Here is a 17,196-nt window from a genome sequence, read left to right on the forward strand (position 1 = left end):
ATGCCTTACAGCCTGCCCCGCAACCGTTCGATTGAGATGATGAGCACCACTATCTCGACGAACCTGAACTGCAACATGTCGTGCAGGCATTGCTACATCCAGCCCGAGCTGCTTCGTGTGAAAGAGTACGTCGATGAGGCCACATACCGGCGTTGCGTGGAGGTCATCATTGAGTCCTTCCACTTGGACGAGTCCGTGTCCTACCTGCACCTCGACGTGCTCGGTGGCGAGGCCACCTTGATGCCTTTCGAGTTCTGGGAAAGGAACCTGCCTTGGACGCTCGACAAGATCAGCGAGCTGAACGCCGCAGGCATCCAAACTGAGTTCACGTTCTGTAGCAACCTGATGTGGCGCGACGAGCGCTACCTCGATCTGCTGCGAGCGCATCGGCACCATCCAGCCATGGATATTGCGATCAGCTTTGAGGGGCCAGAGAGCGGGCGCTTCGGGCGGAACATGGCCATCTTCCCAAAGTTCTTGCAGCGCATCGAAGCGCTAGGCGACTGCAACATGCTGAACTTGGTGTTGATCATGGGGCAGGGGATTATCGACCTAGGTCCCCAGTACATCATCGACACCTTTGTAAAGCGCGGGATCACAGACGTGACCTGCGACATGATCTTCCCGTGGGGATCAGGGAAAGCTTATTTCGAGCAGCATCAACCTCTGTACTCCGATGTGGCGAAATTCATCGCCGATCTGACCGACCTCGGAAGGCCCTATGGCCTGACGGTCGATCACCTGGATGACATGAAGAAGTCTCTACGGACGCTTTCCCGCTCGCAGAACACTCTGAACGATGCCTACGAGTATCACTGGGATCAGCGCGGGTTTCTTTCACTCAACCCGAACCAAACCGGCACCGAGGCGGTGAGGCCCGTGGTAGGGCTCCATGCAACGGACGCGAATGCCGCTCTCAAAATCGTCTGGGGCAACAATACAGAGCTGGACAACAAGCTCAGCTATGAACATGACTTCTGTCGGGACTGCAAATACCTCCAGGCTTGCAACTCTGGTTGGTATCCGCACAAAGGAATGGAGCCGCAGGTCGTTCGCAAATACATGGAACCCTCCGGCCAAGGCTTTTCCTGTCCGGGCTTCTACGAGCTTTGGGAGCGAGAAGCAAAATCCAGCTTTGACCCTATCGGTGTGACTCGCTACGGCGACGAAAGAAGGGCTCGGAAAGCGAAGCGTCAGGTTCGAGCGGCGACTACCTGTGATCGTATGCGAGAGGCCGACTACTCGGACGACTACGAGGGTTTCTTCGAGGCGGTGAAGGCCAAGCCGAAAGTTGAGGTCTTCGACGGGTTGCTGTTTGGGTTGTCGCCGAGGCAGCGGCTTTGGTTCTACGACCGACTGGGGGTTGCCGTAAGTTTTGCCGGTGGAGTTGCTTCCTTCACCGATGCGGCATCCATCATCGCGCACTCCATTGCAGGCAACTATCACACTGTCGAGGTGGAGCTAGATGAGGTGGCCCGCTTCGCATCGAGTCAACCTGGGCATTCCCTGGTTGGCTATCTCAGGGATGCACTCGGTGTTGTTCAGCAGTGGGCGATGGCGCCCATTGAATTACGCGAAGGCTATGCACGGCACGGTCAGTCCGGCTTGGAGATTTCTTTCAAGTACGAGGACCTTTTGATCTGGATGCTGCGGTTCGCCGAGAGACTAGCCGACCACGCCGTTATCGTTCCGACAGCTGATGTGCGGCTGACACCCGCCTCCTATGACTACATGCAGCGCATCAAGGCAAGTGCCTACAGGGTGACGCGCATCCTCCAGGGCTCCAAATGATCAAGCAACTTGTAGCTGGCCTGTGCCTATTGCTGGCCCCGAGCTTGGCATTCTCATTCCCCATAGCAGTTAGCGCGATTGGCGCTGGCTTGCTAGGGGCGCTGGCGCTACCGGCTGCACTTCTCGTCGGCGCCGTTGTAATCGCACGAAAAATGGGCGCGGGTGCGATACAGCTTTCAACCACTGCAATTGCTGTGGTGCTGTGCCTTGTGTTGATGCGCGATTACGGCGCCGAGCAGGCATCGAAGGCGGCGCTTTTCACAAGCGCTGACACGTCACTTCTCAGCCATCCGATTCCGTTCCCATTTCTTGATGCAGTTGCACAGGCCCAGTCATCGCAGGCTGTCAGTCCATCGGAGTTCATGGAAGGGCTTGAAGCCGGACACTTCAAGGCGCTCAAGCTCAGTACCTACCCAAGCCTTCTCACAGAGTCTGGTCAGGTGTCTATCGACGACCTCTGGCGGGACAAGAACGTGCTTGTAGATGCAGTCAGCCAGCGTGGTGGGCGTGTCGTGCTTGTTGATGAGTTCGGTGGTATCGCGGCGTCAGTGGCAGAAGCTGCCCATCGAAACTTTGGTTTGAACCTGGGCTTCCTACAGGGGGGCACAGCAGCACTCTCGCAGTTTGGTTGGAAGCGAATCGATGAGGGGCACCCCCTTTTTGGCAACCCGGTTGCAGTTGAGCGCTACAGGGAATGGATCGACGCGCATCCATCTGCGTTCATCCTGGGGGTCACGACTGATCGCGAGTTCGTGACTGACGGATGGATGTTCGGGCATCAGACTCTGACCCTGGCTGACGTCGTGGCCAACTACAGAAGTCTTATCGAGGCCATGGCTGGTCGGCCCGTCTTTGTGGCCGGTTTCGAGACGAATGACACAGGTGCCACTCCGGTCATTGTCAGCTTGCTCGCTGGTGCTGGTATCGACGTTTCTTACGTCCTGCCTGATGACGATGAAATTCTTGTAAAGCCGGCTTACTTCGACTCCTACACAAACGACACACGCCTGATCAGCCTTGAAGACATGAAGCGCTATGTCCTGCATCGATCAGACGTTGCGTTTCTGGATTTCAGCGAGCGCCCATGGGCACTGGGTGTCGAGTATCTAAAGGGCCGCTACCACCACTTGCCGATGAGAGAGGTGGCGCAGGGCCGTTTGGCGGAGTTCATCCAGGGCCTCGATAAAAGTGTCGCCTACGTAGGGCTTTCGTTTGACCGGCGAACGGCATACCACTCCCTGCTTGCAGGGGAGTTGCTGACCAAGAATGGCGGGCACTGGCTGGGTCGCTTTACACAGGCGGGAAGCTTCTCGGGGGCATTTCTAACAGTCGAGGAACTGAACACTGAGGCCGAGAAAATCGCATATGCAGCCCGAGAGTATTTGGCGTTTGGGGGCAATCTGCTGCTTGGCCATGGGAAAGCGCTTGCAGTCCTATTTGGCTTGATCCTCTCGGCGCCGGCATTGCTTCTCAGCAAGCGCGCACCGACTCGAAGTGTGTTTGTGATCATTTCTATGGTCGCCACTCAAGCATGCGTGCTCCAGGTGAAGTGGGATTATCCGTGGTTAGAGAGCGCGGCTTTCGTCTTTCTGGCCGGGAACGCAATTGGTCTTGCCTGCGTAGCGTATTGGCGGCGGCGCCAGTCGCGGCCTGCTATTGCAGCTTTGTCTGAATATGCCAGCTGGATGCCTCCGAAGGCCGGACTTCTGAACGCCGCAGCAGAGCTTGGGTTCCGAGTGCCCAAGGGTGTAGTAGTAGCGCCACAAGACGTTGATCGTATAGGAGGCATCAAGCTAGGAACGGGGCGGCTTATCGTCCGTTCGGCAACGACGCAAGAAGCGCTTGATCACGGCGCTACTGCGGGCCTGTACGAGTCCGTTGTCTGCGCCTCCCCAGATGAGGTTCAGATAGCGGCGGAGAGGGTCTTTGCCGGTTTCACGCAGGCTTCGGTTTGTGGGTTTGTGCTGGTGCAGCGTTACGTCGAGGCTGATTGGTACGGCGTTATCCAGTTCCAGTCTGGGGATCGCTCCCCATATCTCGTCTGTGAGATAGGGCAGGCCGAAGATGTGACGGGGGGCTCTACCACGCCACAGCGTTTCGAATTCCCCATCTGGGATGTGCGCAACTCGCCCCGGCTTGCCCGGAGCCCGGCCCTGGCACTGCTGGCGCTGAGCCGCCTCGGTGCATGCTCGATTGAGTTCGCGCTCAGGAGGGGGAGGCTCATCCTGTTGCAGGTCAATCAGTCGAAATCCCGCGCATGCGCGGAAAATCGACTTTTGCAGCTGGCACGAAAGAATGCAGTTGAAGTTGGCTCGGCCCATGCCGACCCACTGTCGGCAGCAGTAGTTGCCGCGCTGGCGCCGGGGCATGTAATTGCATATGGCAACCGGCGCTTCTGTATCGCGGAGCCTGATTCGCAACTACGCAAAATCCTGAAATCAGACCTTCGGGCATTAGGCTTCAATCCTCAGACGGTTGAGCCTAAGCACCTTGTGGCGTGGGTTGATCTGTATTGCCGTGCAACGTGCCCATCCGAGGGGTGTCGGGCTGATCTGGGGGAAGTGGTGCAGGCGATCAAGAAGGTTGCAGACACCCTTGGGCGTATAAATCGCATTGCCAGCACCATGCTCGCAATTCGGTTGCGGTCAGACTGGGATGGTGAGCCTCGAATCCTACCTTCCTCCCAGGTCGGAGCCCTATTGGTTGAAGGGAATGACGCTGAGTGGGCAGGTTTCCCGGTTTGCCCGTTAGCCGGCTTTAGCGCGCTGGCTGAGCTGCGCGACTACAAAGCTGACGAGTTCCCGTCAGACGTTATCGAAGCCACCTCACCGCTGGTATGGGTGAAAGATGCCGCGAGCGTATTGATAGGGGTGCGGCTGTTCGCCATCCGAAAGGCAATTGCTGATCTGGCGTTTGACGGCAAGGCTCAGGAACTAATGGATGCCCTTGAGTCCCAGGTTGGGGATTGGCGGGCTGTGGAGCAGCTTCCTCTCGCGCCGGCATATAACACTGAGCCGCAGCCTATCCCGGCGCTGCTGACTGGAGCCTCTAACCCCGAGTTCGGCTGGCGCATCCCCATGGCAGGGCTAGAGGGCGTGATCACTACACCTGATAGTGGTGTTGCGGGCGGCATTCTGCTCCTAGACCAGTGCAGCATGAGCTACTTGAAGCCGATGATGCAGGCCAAGGCTGTGATTGCGCGTAACGGTGCGATCACCTCGCACCTGATGCAGCATGCTGCTGCGATGGGGATGCCTGTCGTATTGGGTGCGAAGCTGCCAAGCGATTTGGAGCCCGGCGATAAGGTAAGGGTTAGCAAGGACGGGGAGGTGCTTCGTGCATAACGCCCTGGACATGCTCAACGTCTGCATTGCGCCAACCCGTCTGTGTAATTTGCGCTGCGAGCATTGCTACATCACTCCCGAACTTCTCGGCGACAAGACGATGATGGCCGAGAGCGTTTACCGCAAGACTTTCGACCGGATCGAGCAGCTGTTCAATGCCGACCGTAAAGTCAGCAAGATCAACATCGAACTGTTGGGCGGCGAGCTAACAATGATGCCGCTTGAGTTCTGGGAGCGGAATCTACCCTGGACGCTGGAGCGGATGGCTTCATGGGACTCTCTCTACGATGCAGAGGCCGCGTTGATATGGTGTACCAACCTGATCTTCAAGGATGACGGCTACATTGACCTGCTGAACCGGATGGGAGAGCGCTTCGGCCATGGGCTCGATCTTTTCGTGCCATGGGAGCCAGATACCAACAGGTTCAAGAAGGACTTCAAGCTGTTACCCCGCTACTTGGCGACTCTCGAAGCCATCACACAGATCAAGCGAAAGACTCTGTGCATTACGATGAGCAGGGCTGTAATCGAGCAAGGCCCTCAGTTCATTGTTGATACCTTCATCCAGAAAGGCATCACGGACGTTACCTGCGACATGCTCTACCCGGCAGGGTCAGGGAAGGCCTACTTCGCCCGCAATTGCACATACGGCCAAGTCTCCGACTTCATTATCGAGCTGCGTGGGCTTCTCCCAGACCACGTTGAGCTGAGCCCCCTCATAGAAATGGAGTCCGCCTGCCGAACGCTGACTCACTACCACTACCCTGGTAACGACACCTACGACCTTGAGGTGGAGCCAAACGGCGAAGTCACTTTCAACTCAAGCTATACCGGCGACGAGAGCGTTTTGGCAACGCATGCCTTGTCGGTTGCTGACGACGCATTCGCCGTTAAAACTGTCTTCAACAATGCGCCAGAGTTGAGGCTGCGTCACAGCATGCCCTACGAGGAATGCCGCTCCTGTGAGTTTGCAGTGGCGTGCTCGGGAGGCTGGGCTTGGCACAAGCAGCTAAGCCCAGAAATGAGCCAGCTGATCAGTCATGGTGACTGCGCAGGCTTGAAGCGTGTTTGGGCGTTCGCCAAATCGAGAGCCGGGGTCAGCCAAAGCGATAGAAGTCAGTATCTCGCTCTCATTGAGAGACGCCAGCGCCGTGGGGCTAGCGAGCTGCGCCGTTTGGAGTCTGCTGTGGCGCGGGGCGCTGATGTGCCGCTGGTCGAGGATGCGTTTGCTGGTGACTATGAGGGCTACTTTGCACAGCTCACAAGGCCTCGGCTTGTGGTTATGGCCTCCGGCAATCTTCACGGAAAGAGCTGGACTGAGCGCCTGTTCTTCTACGACGCGATTGGCTCGCAAGTCATGCTCGATGCCGGCTGGTTGGCCAGGGCAGCAGACGAGGGCGGTGAGGAACTTTTCCGGCACATCGTGTACCGCAACTACCACTTCCTTGCATTCCCTGGTCAGGGCGTAGCAGACGAGCTGCTGTACCGCCATCACTGGCCGCTCTCGCAACTGTTCATCGACGCGCTCAATAGCATCAGGGAGGGGAGGGGGAGTCCGTTTGATAGCGCCCTTGGGAGGCATGACGAGCTTTTCGAGTTCGCATACCGAGTCTACGAGTGGGAGCAGAGCCGGGTGGTCGCAGATGCAAGCTAATCCTTTGACGCTGCATATACGGCTGACCAAGCACTGCAACGCTGACTGCACCTATTGCAGTAGCTGGCAGGCGTCTCCAGATGCGCGCCTCACTCCTGACGCATTGGAGCGTTCGCTTACATTCATCCTCGATTCAGGGCCTGGGGTTTTAGGGGTTGCGTTCACCCATGTCACAGCTCAATTCCTCGGCGGGGAAATTGCGATGGTGCCGAGGGCCGAGCTGTATGAGCACATACGTATGGTCAAGCGGATATGCGCAGAGCGCGGAATCGGTTGTGTTGTTGGTGCGCAGAGCAACCTGATCGTCTCCGAGCAGAAGGCTGCACGCCTTTACGATCTGTTCGAGGGTCGCCTAGGGACGAGCATTGACCTCACCACGGATGCTAGGACAGTGAAAGGCGATGCTGAGAAGTACCGTCTGATCTGGAAGTCGGCGGATCAATATCTTCGCAGTAAGCGCAGCACGCCCGGTGCGATTTACGTTGTTGAGCCGGACTCGGGTGCGGACGCGATTAAGCATCTTCGGGAAGCCGCTCGCTCCAATCGGGCAATCACTTTCCGCCCGATCTTTAAGGGCGGAATCGAGGCGGTCCAAACAAGCTCCGCAGAGCAGTTTCGTGACGTGATGACCGAGCTGTTCGATGAGTGGTTTCTTCGCTTGCCGGTGATCGCTGAGCCCTTCTTTCAAATGTGTGAGGCCCGCATTGACGAGCTGGGTGGAATGGGGCGAGTTCAGTCAACGGCATGCGCCTTTCAACAGGACTGCACACGCAAGAGCGTGAACATCGAGCCAAACGGCGACCTTTACGTGTGCCTGGAAATGGCAGATGCGGGTTTTGCCCCGATTGGGAATGGGGTGCGCAGGGAGTGGTACGCCGATGCGCTCGCCATGTACTCAAGTCGAGCGGGCAACCTGCCGGGTTCCTGTCGGGAATGCCCATACCTAGCCTCATGTCAGGGGGGCTGCATGTACGAGTCAATCGCCCAAGGGCATGGCGTACACGGCAAGTCATACCACTGCGCAACTTGGAAGGCTCTCTATGCGCGCATAGACGAGGCCGTCGCTACGCACGGTTTGAGCCACATTCACGACTGGCTGCACCGACTTGCAACGCGGTATGAGAACGCGAGGCTTGAAGGGTTATCCAGGGCAGTAGATCAGCATTTCAGTGGGGGTGAGTAAGTGCATCTGAATCAGTTGTTCAGGGATGGGTTTTTCGTATCCTCGATTGATCGGATCACTGCGGACAGGCTGCTGGGAGAAATCAAAGCAGACACGTTCGTGGAGGATAGGCCGGGGAGTCCAGATATTGCGGCATGGGAAGTAGACAACCCCTCCCAGAACCACAATATCCCACCCGTATACCTGTCGTTCATGGAACAACTGGGCCTCAGTGAGGCGACACAGCATCTGCGGTCACACATGGGCGATTGGTCGCGAACCAACTGCATGCTGCAACGCGGCAAGAAGGGTGACTCGATGGTTTGGCATCACGACAGCTACGACCCGATGCACCTGATCTGTCTTCTGTACCTCAGTGAAGACATATGGCATCCCGAGGATGGTGGGATGTTGCAGTTGGGTGAGGGAGATATTGATGAGCATGGGTTTCTGGTTGATCCAGAGTCTGTCTCCATCAAGGCGTCTGTCTCTCCGAACCACGGGACGCTGGTGTGGGCCATCAATACGAACCCCCGGTGGGTACATCGCGTGACTGAAATCGCCAGCGAAAAGACCCGCTACACGATGGTCGGCCAGTTTGGTTATCGGGAGAACGTGATGCGCACACGGGTTAAAGAGAAGTACGGTCGAGAATGGCGTTGAAGAAAACGATCAAGCTCAAACGTTTCCAGGTATTGGACGCGGTTAGAACCGCACCCAAGGACATGGGGGTTCTGAGACTGCTGGCCCGAGTCGCTGGCACATTTGGCGACAGCCTCTACGGCAAGGCGTCCTTCGATGTGGTTGTCGTCGGTGATGATCCACTCGTTTCGCTGTGTCTGGCCGCAAGCCTCAAACGCTCTGGCAAATCCGTACTTCTGGCACCTGACTCCCTGGGGACTCAAGACTGGCCGAGCAAGGATTGGGGATACCGGCTGGCGCAGTTGGTGAACTATTTCGACGAGTCAGTTGCATCAGTGCTTTCCCAGTACCTCCATGACTTCGAGAGCCAGGATGGATACATGAAAGCCCTGTCAGCGCTGATTGCCGAGGTTGCAGGCCATGAGCAAGTGATGATCCTCGCGGGCGACTGTTTGCAGTCGAGCAAGGGGATGATCAAGGGCTGTGATGAGTTGATTTTCTTTCCCGTGCGCGGGGAGTTCCAGCACACGCCGCTGACGAACCCTCTTTGGCGGATAGTGCGAGAGAGCCTTGTCTGCCTAGCATTCCAGCACTCGGAAATTGAGTTCATCCAGGCTCGCCGGCTGCTGATCACCACGCCGACTTCCCGGTTCATCGATCCATCAATAGGCACCAGGATTGGTGTGGCACGCGAAACGCAGATGGACCGCAATAGGTACTCCCGCGCTGACAACGTTCTGTCGTCCTTTTCACTGATTCTGAGAGAGCAGTAATGCAGCCAGGGCTTTCCAATGTCGGCATTGGCCGAACTTCATTTCTGTTCCAGATCAACGTGACACGCCGCTGTCAGCTCAGGTGTAGCCACTGCTACATCCTGTCTGACAAGAAAGATAAGTCGCCTGACATGAGCCAGGAGGAATTCCTGCATGTGGTGCAGGGTATCGTTGACCACATGAAACTCGATTACGAGTTCTCGCGTCGGTACACCTTCGTGGATATTCACGTCATCGGTGGCGAGCCTTCCATGCTCGGGGTCGAGTTCTTCAAGGCTGTGCTGCCCAAAGCCAAGGAGCTTTTGAGCCAAATCCCTCAAGAAGTGGCATTCAGCATAGTGACCAACCTTGTCACCGCAGAGGCGCTGGAGGTCGCACGCCTTTTCGACAAGGTGGCTACCTCTTACGAGCGAACCACTCGGTTCAACAAACGCAAGCAGGAGGAAATCTGGCGGCATAACGTCAGAACCCTCATGGCGGAGTCCAAAGACCCGTCGCTGCCAGGGCCTAAAGACTTCTCAGTGACCACCGCGCTTGTGAAGCCGGTTGTGCAGGCCGGCGCTGCGTCGATGATCGAGGAACTTGTGGAGCTGGGTTTCACGAAGATGCACTTCGGATTCTTCATCCCCAGCGGCGATGGGGACCTGAATTCTAAGTTGGTGCAGCCGTCGCACAGCGAAACAGCCAAGTTCTACTGCGATGCCTTGGACTGGTACATCGACAACCGTGACCGAATCCCCGACCTGTGGGTGAACCCTTGCGAGTCCTGGCTTATGGCGGTTCACCAGGATCAGCCCATGGATGACGTGGTGTGCCCTATCGTCCACGGGGCTCTGGACATTGACTCCGATGGTCGCACCATCAGCTGCATCGAGAAGGGCGGCACTAACGACTACCACTCGCATGGCAACCTCTTTGAGACAAAGGAAGTGGCCAAGCCCGATGGCACCAGTGAGGTTCAGTTCACCACAACTGTCCATGATGTTCTTACCTCCCGCAGTTATCTGCGGGAAGTCATGAAGGCAACTCGACTCCCAGAAGCCTGTCGTTCTTGCGATGAGCGCATGATCTGCAAGGCCAACTGCGGCGTCTTGCATGAGCAGTGGAACGGCCAGGGTGAATGTCCTGGCTTCAAGACGTTCATCAAGTACGCCCGTAAGCGAGTCAGCGAAGGTGTGTTGCCGCAGGCGCTGCTGATGCGTAATGCGGCGCTGCCTGAACACCTGATCGCGGTCGGTTGAGCGGTGGATAGCACGATGAACGACTCTGGCCGTGCAACTGGGAGACATGTCGGGTTCTTCTCGATTTTCCCCATCCTTGCGAAGCTTCTATGGCGCTACGGACGCAGGCTGTTGAGCGTGGACACTATCGTCGCTCTGGAGAAAAGTCAGAGTGGGGGCAATGGTGAGCGCTCTGTCGAGGTTGAGCTACTTGAGCAGTCGCTGGAGCGTAACAAGCACCACTTCCATGTCGATCCGGCGAAGCTTGGCCTGAGCAATGGCCAGTTGCCCGGTGACTTGCGTCGCCCTGTCCTCTACGTGAAGAAGGAGGCCGGCGATGACTGCAACGGGTAGTCAGTTTGGGCACGATGTGCCCGATACCATCGAGAATGGGTACTTCGTCTTCACGATCATGCCCACCCTGCATTGCCCCTATAACTGCAAGCATTGCTACCTATCCCTAGAGCAGCGCCGTGATACCACGACGATGACCATTGAGCAGATGCGTGAGGTATGCCGCAAGGTAGATGCCTACTGGGATCAGGTGCAGCCCCCCCACCGAGTAGTCCTTGTGTACAACTACGGCGGGGAGCCGACCAGCACTGGCCCAGACTATTTCGAGAGCTACGTCCAGATGATGGCCGAGGAATTCCCTGCGGCTAAGGGCTATGAAGTGAAGCATGTGATGCTCACGTCACTGCTCGGTGTGGACCTGGATGTATGGGCGCCGCTTTGGCATCGGCATACGGGTGGCTATATCCAGACCTCATACGATGGGTCTATGCGTTCGAACTCCTATGTTCGGAAGTGGGAAGCAAAGGTACGTGACGCTGTGGCTCGCGGTCTTCGCGTGGCAACCATCAGCGTGGTCAATTCGGACCTCCTTGCCCAAGGTGCTGCGCAGACTCTCGACATACTGACTGACCTGGGCATATGCGAGACAGGCTGGCTGCCGTTCATGTTGAACGAGCAGAACTCTGTACCCGGCAAGTACGACCGCTATGCGCCGACAATGACCGCGTTCAATGACTACATGATCGCGATGCTCGATCACTGGTACTCGCTCAAGTACAGAGGGCTCACACCGCCATCCATCGGTGAGGCGCACTTTGCAGTTGATCGCTCGAAGCGAACCCCCATGAGCAACATGTGTGGACAGACGCTGTTCCTGCTGCCAAATGGCGACTTCGTTTTGCCGAACTACAGAGACGGCTACACGGAGTACATGCACTCATTCGGGAACATCCTGGATGGGGATACCAGCTTCCACGACATTCTGGTTTCGCGTGAGCGCCGGCTCTACATGCGGAGACAGGTGACGCGGAACAACAATCCAGAATGCCAGGGCTGCTCATACAAGAACGCCTGCCTACTGGAGTTCGCCAAGCCTAACAAACCGAACGACGAATGCTTTGGGGCAAAGCGATTCGTTGAGCATGCCATTCATAGAAACTCGCTCGATCCCATGTTGGACGGGCCGGTTACGCTTTATTGAGAAGGGGGTTACGTGAGCTACGCATCGCAAATCGAAGTCGCCGATGAAAGCAAGATGGAGAGCGCCTTGAAGGAAGGCAGGAACATCTTGCTGACCGAGGACTTTGTGGAAACTACTGATTTCCACGGAATCACGACCTTTGGCCGGACACCGGCTGTCTGGCGTGATTTCTTTCAGCAAACCCACGCGCAGAAAGCGAAGGGCTACAACACGCGGAGTTCGCACTACACGGCGGAGTTCATGGGCTACCGCTACCGCTGCTGCCTTGCGAACTCTCAGAAGGGCTGGGGCATATCGATGCGCCACCTGCCCTTGAAGATTCCAGCTTTGCGCGACGACCTTGGTCTGGACTGGAACCTGATCAGGCCGCTTACCGAAGGTGCCGGCCTGACCCTCTTTGCTGGCCGAATGAGTTCGGGCAAGTCCACCACAATGGCTGCAACCATCGGACAGCTTGATCCGCGCTCTGCACAAATTGCCACGGTTGAAGACCCCATCGAGGTGATTTACCCCAGCCACTCCATAATCCAGCGCGAGATTGGAACTCACGTCGAATCTTTCCCAGAGGCGATCCGAGATTGCGTTCGGCAGAGCCGGACCACTATCGTGGTTTCTGAAATCCGGGACTCGGAAACGGCGAATGCTGCGCTTTTGGCTGCATCCACTGGCCACAGTGTATTTGCCACCATCCATGCTGACAGTGCGCTCGACATTTACACCCGGATGCTCGCGTTGGTTGACCAGCGATACGAGCGCGTGCTCGCTCGAAACCTGCGCGGGCTTTGGTGGCAGCATGTGGTTCGATTCGGCACTAGCGAGCGCAAGCCGATTCCGATCTATGAGTCAATAATTGTAGACACGGAGGCCCGCAACATCTTCGATAAAGGGCCAAGCGCTCTGCCTATGCTGGCTGGCGTTATGGACAACCAAAAGCGCAAGAGCATGGCTGAGGTCGCGATGATGCAGGTGGCCCGAGGCTTGGCGACCCGCGAAGAACTGTCTGAGTTCATCCAGCGCCGAAATCGCCTCTCGAACGATTGAGGTCGCTTCAAGGCCGCTGGAGCGTCATCAAAAAAGGCCAGGGATTCCCTGGCCTTTCTCATTGTTCAGAAGTGTGCGCCGTGGCGTGCCAGTTACCGCTGGGCGAAGTCTGTAATACCCGCAGCGCCCACAGGAAGGCGACTCATCTTAGCGCCAGTCGTAGGCCGTTCGGCCAAGGCCCGTAACCGAGTTCCGGGGACGGGAAGTGAGGTTAAGGGAATCGGTTCCCACAGATGAAAGCCCTGGCAGTAGTCCGCTTCAAGGTGTCGCGCCATGGCGAGTTGGGATTCAGTCTCGATGCCCTCGATGACAACAGTCTTGCCATTGGTTCTGCACCAACGGATCAGCTGGGAGATAGTCTCCAGATAAGCGGGCTCTGCACTCATTCTCATCGTAGAGCGATTGGAAAGCTTGCATCCCGTGATCAGGTCGGATCGAAGCAGGTCCGACTTTGCATAGCCCTCGTCAATGTCATCGAGCACCACGGTGATCTGTCTGCTGGTCAGCCATCTGACGCTCTCCAAGAGCAGGGGCACCTTACCGTCTGCCGTCTCGGTGATTTCAACGGTGACTTGACTAGAGAGCCCGTGATCTTCGATGACCTTGGCTATCGATTTTGTAGCCCGTGGTGTGCTTAGGGTTACTTGCGAGAGATTCAGCCAGAGGTTCATTCCGGCAACCTGAGAGGCGTCATGGCATACCATTCTGGTGATGAGTGCATCGAGCGCTGGCATTGTTCCGTTGCGCTCGGCCTCGGTGATGACCGAGAGAGCAGTGAGGTTTCTGCTGTTGGGCTTGACCCGCAGAAGGGACTCGTAAGCAACTACTTCCAACTCGTCTTGGTGAATCTTCGCTACTGGCTGATAGACCATGTAGATGGGAAGGCGTACAGGCTCCATCATCGTTTTGTCGTCCATTCAGCACCTGCAAAAAAGGGGGGGGGTCTTGTTGTCATAATTGGTAATGCCCCCTCGTAGCCCCCATTTTTGGAGGTGCCTGCCCCTTTCTCATCGATTTTTTTTTGCATTGGGAAGGAGGCTAAGAATGCCCCCGCTCGGAACCACCCTGCTTAGAGTGGTTCTAGGCGTCCATCCTCGATCCTGGGTTCCTGTAATTGGGGGTGACGATCTTTTGGTGGCGCGGCTGACACACAGGAGCGGGCGTTATCGTTTGGGCATCACAGGAGGATTCCCCCATGTCCCTTATTGCCCACCTTCAAAACCTCGATAACGACACCCTGGTGCTTGCAGCGACCGAGCGAGTGTCCCGGCATATCAAAATGCAGGCGGCTCTGTTGCAGTCCATTGCTGGCAAGCGGTCCTGGTTTGCTAAGGGCAAGGTGCGCACCATCACCCAATGGATCGAGGAAGTGTGGCTTGAGCAGTTGCCCAGCGAGCAGCTGCTTTACCCAGTTCAAGAACTCGCAGTGGTTAAGAGCGTCGCTGACCGCTCGGGCCTTCTCCCGGAAAACCTGATTTCTTCGACCAGCACGGCACGTCGAATCGCTCAGGCCTACTCGACGTTCATCAAGTACAAACTGCCTCAAGATCAGGATCGCTTTCGCTTCAAGCGCGAGTACGAGGTGTTCTGGCAGTGGCGAGCGCTGATCGAGGCCGAGTGTCGCAAAAGTGGGTGCGTGTTCCGTGCGGAGCTTCCCGCGCTGGTGCTGAGCGCTATCCATGCCGGCGAGGTGGATTTGCCGCGTAAAGTTGTGATGGTCGGCGTGCTGTACCTGAACCCATCGGAGCGTGCAATTCTCGAAGCTCTACAGGCGAAGGGTGTGGAGGTTGTGGAACTCGATCTTGAGGGCGAAGCCATTACGCCCAGGCTGAGCCGTGCCGTCACGCAGGCGGATGAATTCGAGCAGGTGGCTGAATGGGTGAACGCTACTCTCAAGCCTTACATCGAAACGCCCCATGCAGCGCCCACCATTGCGATACTGGTTCCGGCCATGGATACCCACCAAGCGCCTCTGATCGAAGCTTTGACGATGAGCGTGAGCCCGGCGTCGTTGCTGCCGATTAAGGATGGTGTAGAGGTGCGCGAACCATGGGATATTTCCAGCGGGGCCACACTGGGCGCTCGCCCGATGATCCGCGCTGCCATGGGCATCCTGTCGATCACCAACCGCGAGGCGGATGCAGATGTTTTCAGCCGAGTGCTGCGCTCTAGCTGGGTAGGTGGCCACGTCAGTGAAGGTGCGCAGCGGTCATTGGTCGATGTTTGGCTGCGAGAGAATAACGGCCTGAATATGGGAGGTAAGGACTACCTTCGTGCTCTAGCTGCCTGCAAGGTGAGCTGCCCTATCTTCACCGAGAATCTGCGGCACGTTCTGGCCTCCCAGGAAGACGACAGTGAAGATCGCTATCCGTCTGAGTGGGCCGACTTCTTTACCGCGAGCCTGACCAAGATGGGCTGGCCGGAGGCCGAGACACTTTCCAGCGCAAACTACCAGACCCTGGAGGCTTGGGAAGAAGCCCTCAAGGTGTTCCGTTCGCTGGACTATCAGTTGGGGCATTGCACCTATCAGCGTTCCTACATGTGGATGCGTGAAATAGTTGATACCTTGCAGTTCCAGCCCCGCCTCAGTCATGTTGCACCCGTAGCAATCATGACCTATGCGGATGCGGTCGGCCTGAGCTTCGATCATGTATGGATGCTGGGGGCTACCAGCAAAGTGTTGCCTCTGCCCGCTGATCCGAACCCGTTCCTGCCCCTGGAGTTGCTAACCGCTGCCGGCGTCCCCGAGGCGACTGGTGAAGGCCAGCTCGAAAAGGCACAGCGTGTAGTTCAGGCTTTGATGACTACCAGCAACGACATTACCGTTTCCTGTTTCGAGCACGATGATCGCGGCAGTAATGTCGGCCCGTCTGTGTTGTTCGGTGAGTGGCCGGCGCCTCAGCGTAGCAACGTTGCCTGGGGTGGCTTTGTCGGCAATGAAGTCGGCAGCCTGAACCGCGATGACTATCAGGAAGAAGCTATCCCAGCCGTTGGTGACGAGGAACGTAAGCAGATCAAGGGCGGTGTGAGTGTTTTCCAGAACTATGCGGTAGAGCCGTTCTTTGCCTTTGCATGCAACCGCCTTGGAGCCAAGGAGTTCCCGGTTCCGGTGTTCGGTTTTGATCCGCGCATTCAGGGGACCATGCTCCACAAGTGCCTTGAGTTCTTCTGGACTGCTGTTCGCACGCAGGAGAAGCTGAAATCGTTCACGCAGGATGAGCTGGATGCCGAGGTGGCTCAGGCAATCGAGCAGGCCAGTGTTGCGCTGTTGTACAAGCTCCAATGGCGCTACGGTCGCCGCCTGATTGGTCTGGAGCAGAACCGCCTGCACACCCTGCTGATAGCTTGGATGGAGGTCGAGAAGGCCCGTCACTACCCCTTCGAGGTGATTGGTTTCGAGCGGCGCACCGAGGTCAACGTCTTCGGTGTTGAGCTGACGGTGAGCCTCGACCGGATCGACAAGATTTTCGCTCCCGGCGACGTTACCTATTCCATGCTGTTCGACTACAAGTCGGGCGCCAACTTCACTTTCAAGCGGTTGAATGCAGAGAAGCTGTTGGAGCCACAGCTCCCGATCTATGCCACAACGGTTGACCCTGACGCCCTAGGTGTTCCCTCGATTGACGGGATCACGCTGGCGCAAATCAACCCCAAGAAGCTGCACACTCACACCCGCAGTTCGTTCACCGCTAAGCTCGATGGCTCGGCATCGGGCAAGAATGACGTGTGCCAGCCATCCGAATGGGCTGCGCAAGTAGCTGCGTGGGAGGGGGCTCTGGAAGAAATGGCTGATGGTTTCCTCGGAGGGAATGGCTGCCTGTCGTCGTTCGATAAGGCGCTGCCTATGGGGTATGAGCATCTGGCGCCGTTGATTTGAGCGTCTGAGTTTGCTGGCTCATAGGGGCCAGCATCCGAAGGAGGTGTGGTGGGCGCATTGACATCCTCCACGGCCTCTCGCTTCGCTCGCAGCAAGCTGGAAGGCCGGGGATTCCTACGGCGCTAGGCGGCTTTCGCCGCGTCGTCGCTTCGGTGGGTTCCTGCTGCTGACGGCCTGACAGCGCCGTTCACTCCACA

General features: G+C 57.1%; 12 protein-coding genes. 11 read left to right on the plus strand and 1 reads right to left on the minus strand.

The window, feature by feature from the left end:
- The 10 genes from PSOLE_RS14460 (at position 1) to PSOLE_RS14505 (ending at position 13,122) form a co-directional block, all read left to right on the plus strand.
- Complete coding sequence (locus PSOLE_RS14460; RefSeq protein ID WP_074861082.1) at positions 1–1,791, plus strand: radical SAM protein; 1,791 nt, start codon at positions 1–3, stop codon at positions 1,789–1,791.
- Positions 1,788–5,135: a PEP-utilizing enzyme gene (locus PSOLE_RS14465; RefSeq protein WP_074861076.1), complete on the plus strand. Its 3,348-nt coding sequence runs from the start codon at positions 1,788–1,790 to the stop codon at positions 5,133–5,135. The genes PSOLE_RS14460 and PSOLE_RS14465 overlap by 4 nt, the downstream gene beginning before the upstream one ends.
- Positions 5,128–6,789 carry a radical SAM protein gene (locus tag PSOLE_RS14470; RefSeq protein ID WP_074861073.1) on the plus strand — a complete coding sequence of 554 codons (1,662 nt, stop codon included), beginning with the start codon at positions 5,128–5,130 and terminating at the stop codon, positions 6,787–6,789. Before PSOLE_RS14465 ends, PSOLE_RS14470 begins: the two co-directional genes overlap by 8 nt.
- Positions 6,779–7,972, plus strand: a complete 1,194-nt coding sequence (locus PSOLE_RS14475) for an SPASM domain-containing protein (RefSeq protein ID WP_074861070.1) — start codon at positions 6,779–6,781, stop codon at positions 7,970–7,972. Before PSOLE_RS14470 ends, PSOLE_RS14475 begins: the two co-directional genes overlap by 11 nt.
- The gene (locus PSOLE_RS14480; protein WP_074861067.1) at positions 7,973–8,614 is read left to right on the plus strand and encodes a 2OG-Fe(II) oxygenase; all 642 of its coding nucleotides are present in this window, start codon (positions 7,973–7,975) and stop codon (positions 8,612–8,614) included.
- Positions 8,605–9,366, plus strand: coding sequence for a hypothetical protein (locus PSOLE_RS14485; RefSeq protein ID WP_074861064.1), 762 nt, complete (start codon positions 8,605–8,607; stop codon positions 9,364–9,366). Before PSOLE_RS14480 ends, PSOLE_RS14485 begins: the two co-directional genes overlap by 10 nt.
- Before the next feature lie 131 nt (positions 9,367–9,497).
- A complete protein-coding gene (locus PSOLE_RS14490; RefSeq protein WP_074861080.1) occupies positions 9,498–10,607 on the plus strand; it encodes a radical SAM protein in 1,110 nt (369 codons plus the stop codon).
- Positions 10,608–10,718: 111 nt separating this feature from the next.
- Complete coding sequence (locus PSOLE_RS14495; RefSeq protein WP_139205030.1) at positions 10,719–10,940, plus strand: hypothetical protein; 222 nt, start codon at positions 10,719–10,721, stop codon at positions 10,938–10,940.
- Positions 10,924–12,081, plus strand: a complete 1,158-nt coding sequence (locus PSOLE_RS14500) for a transcriptional regulator (protein WP_074861061.1) — start codon at positions 10,924–10,926, stop codon at positions 12,079–12,081. Before PSOLE_RS14495 ends, PSOLE_RS14500 begins: the two co-directional genes overlap by 17 nt.
- Positions 12,082–12,093: 12 nt before the next feature.
- Complete coding sequence (locus tag PSOLE_RS14505; protein ID WP_083393767.1) at positions 12,094–13,122, plus strand: ATPase, T2SS/T4P/T4SS family; 1,029 nt, start codon at positions 12,094–12,096, stop codon at positions 13,120–13,122.
- A gap of 92 nt (positions 13,123–13,214) precedes the next feature.
- Here PSOLE_RS14505 and PSOLE_RS14510 read toward each other — a convergent pair whose 3' ends face one another.
- Positions 13,215–14,039 (minus strand): EAL domain-containing protein, encoded by an 825-nt coding sequence (locus tag PSOLE_RS14510; protein ID WP_074861058.1) that lies wholly within the window; start codon positions 14,037–14,039, stop codon positions 13,215–13,217.
- Between the two features lie 278 nt (positions 14,040–14,317).
- On the opposite strand from PSOLE_RS14510, the gene PSOLE_RS14515 reads away from it, so the two are divergent.
- The gene (locus tag PSOLE_RS14515; protein WP_074861055.1) at positions 14,318–16,999 is read left to right on the plus strand and encodes a PD-(D/E)XK nuclease family protein; all 2,682 of its coding nucleotides are present in this window, start codon (positions 14,318–14,320) and stop codon (positions 16,997–16,999) included.
- The last annotated feature ends 197 nt before the right edge of the window (positions 17,000–17,196 follow it).

This window comes from Pseudomonas oleovorans subsp. oleovorans (assembly GCF_002197815.1).
Classification (GTDB): Bacteria; Pseudomonadota; Gammaproteobacteria; order Pseudomonadales; family Pseudomonadaceae; genus Aquipseudomonas; species Aquipseudomonas oleovorans.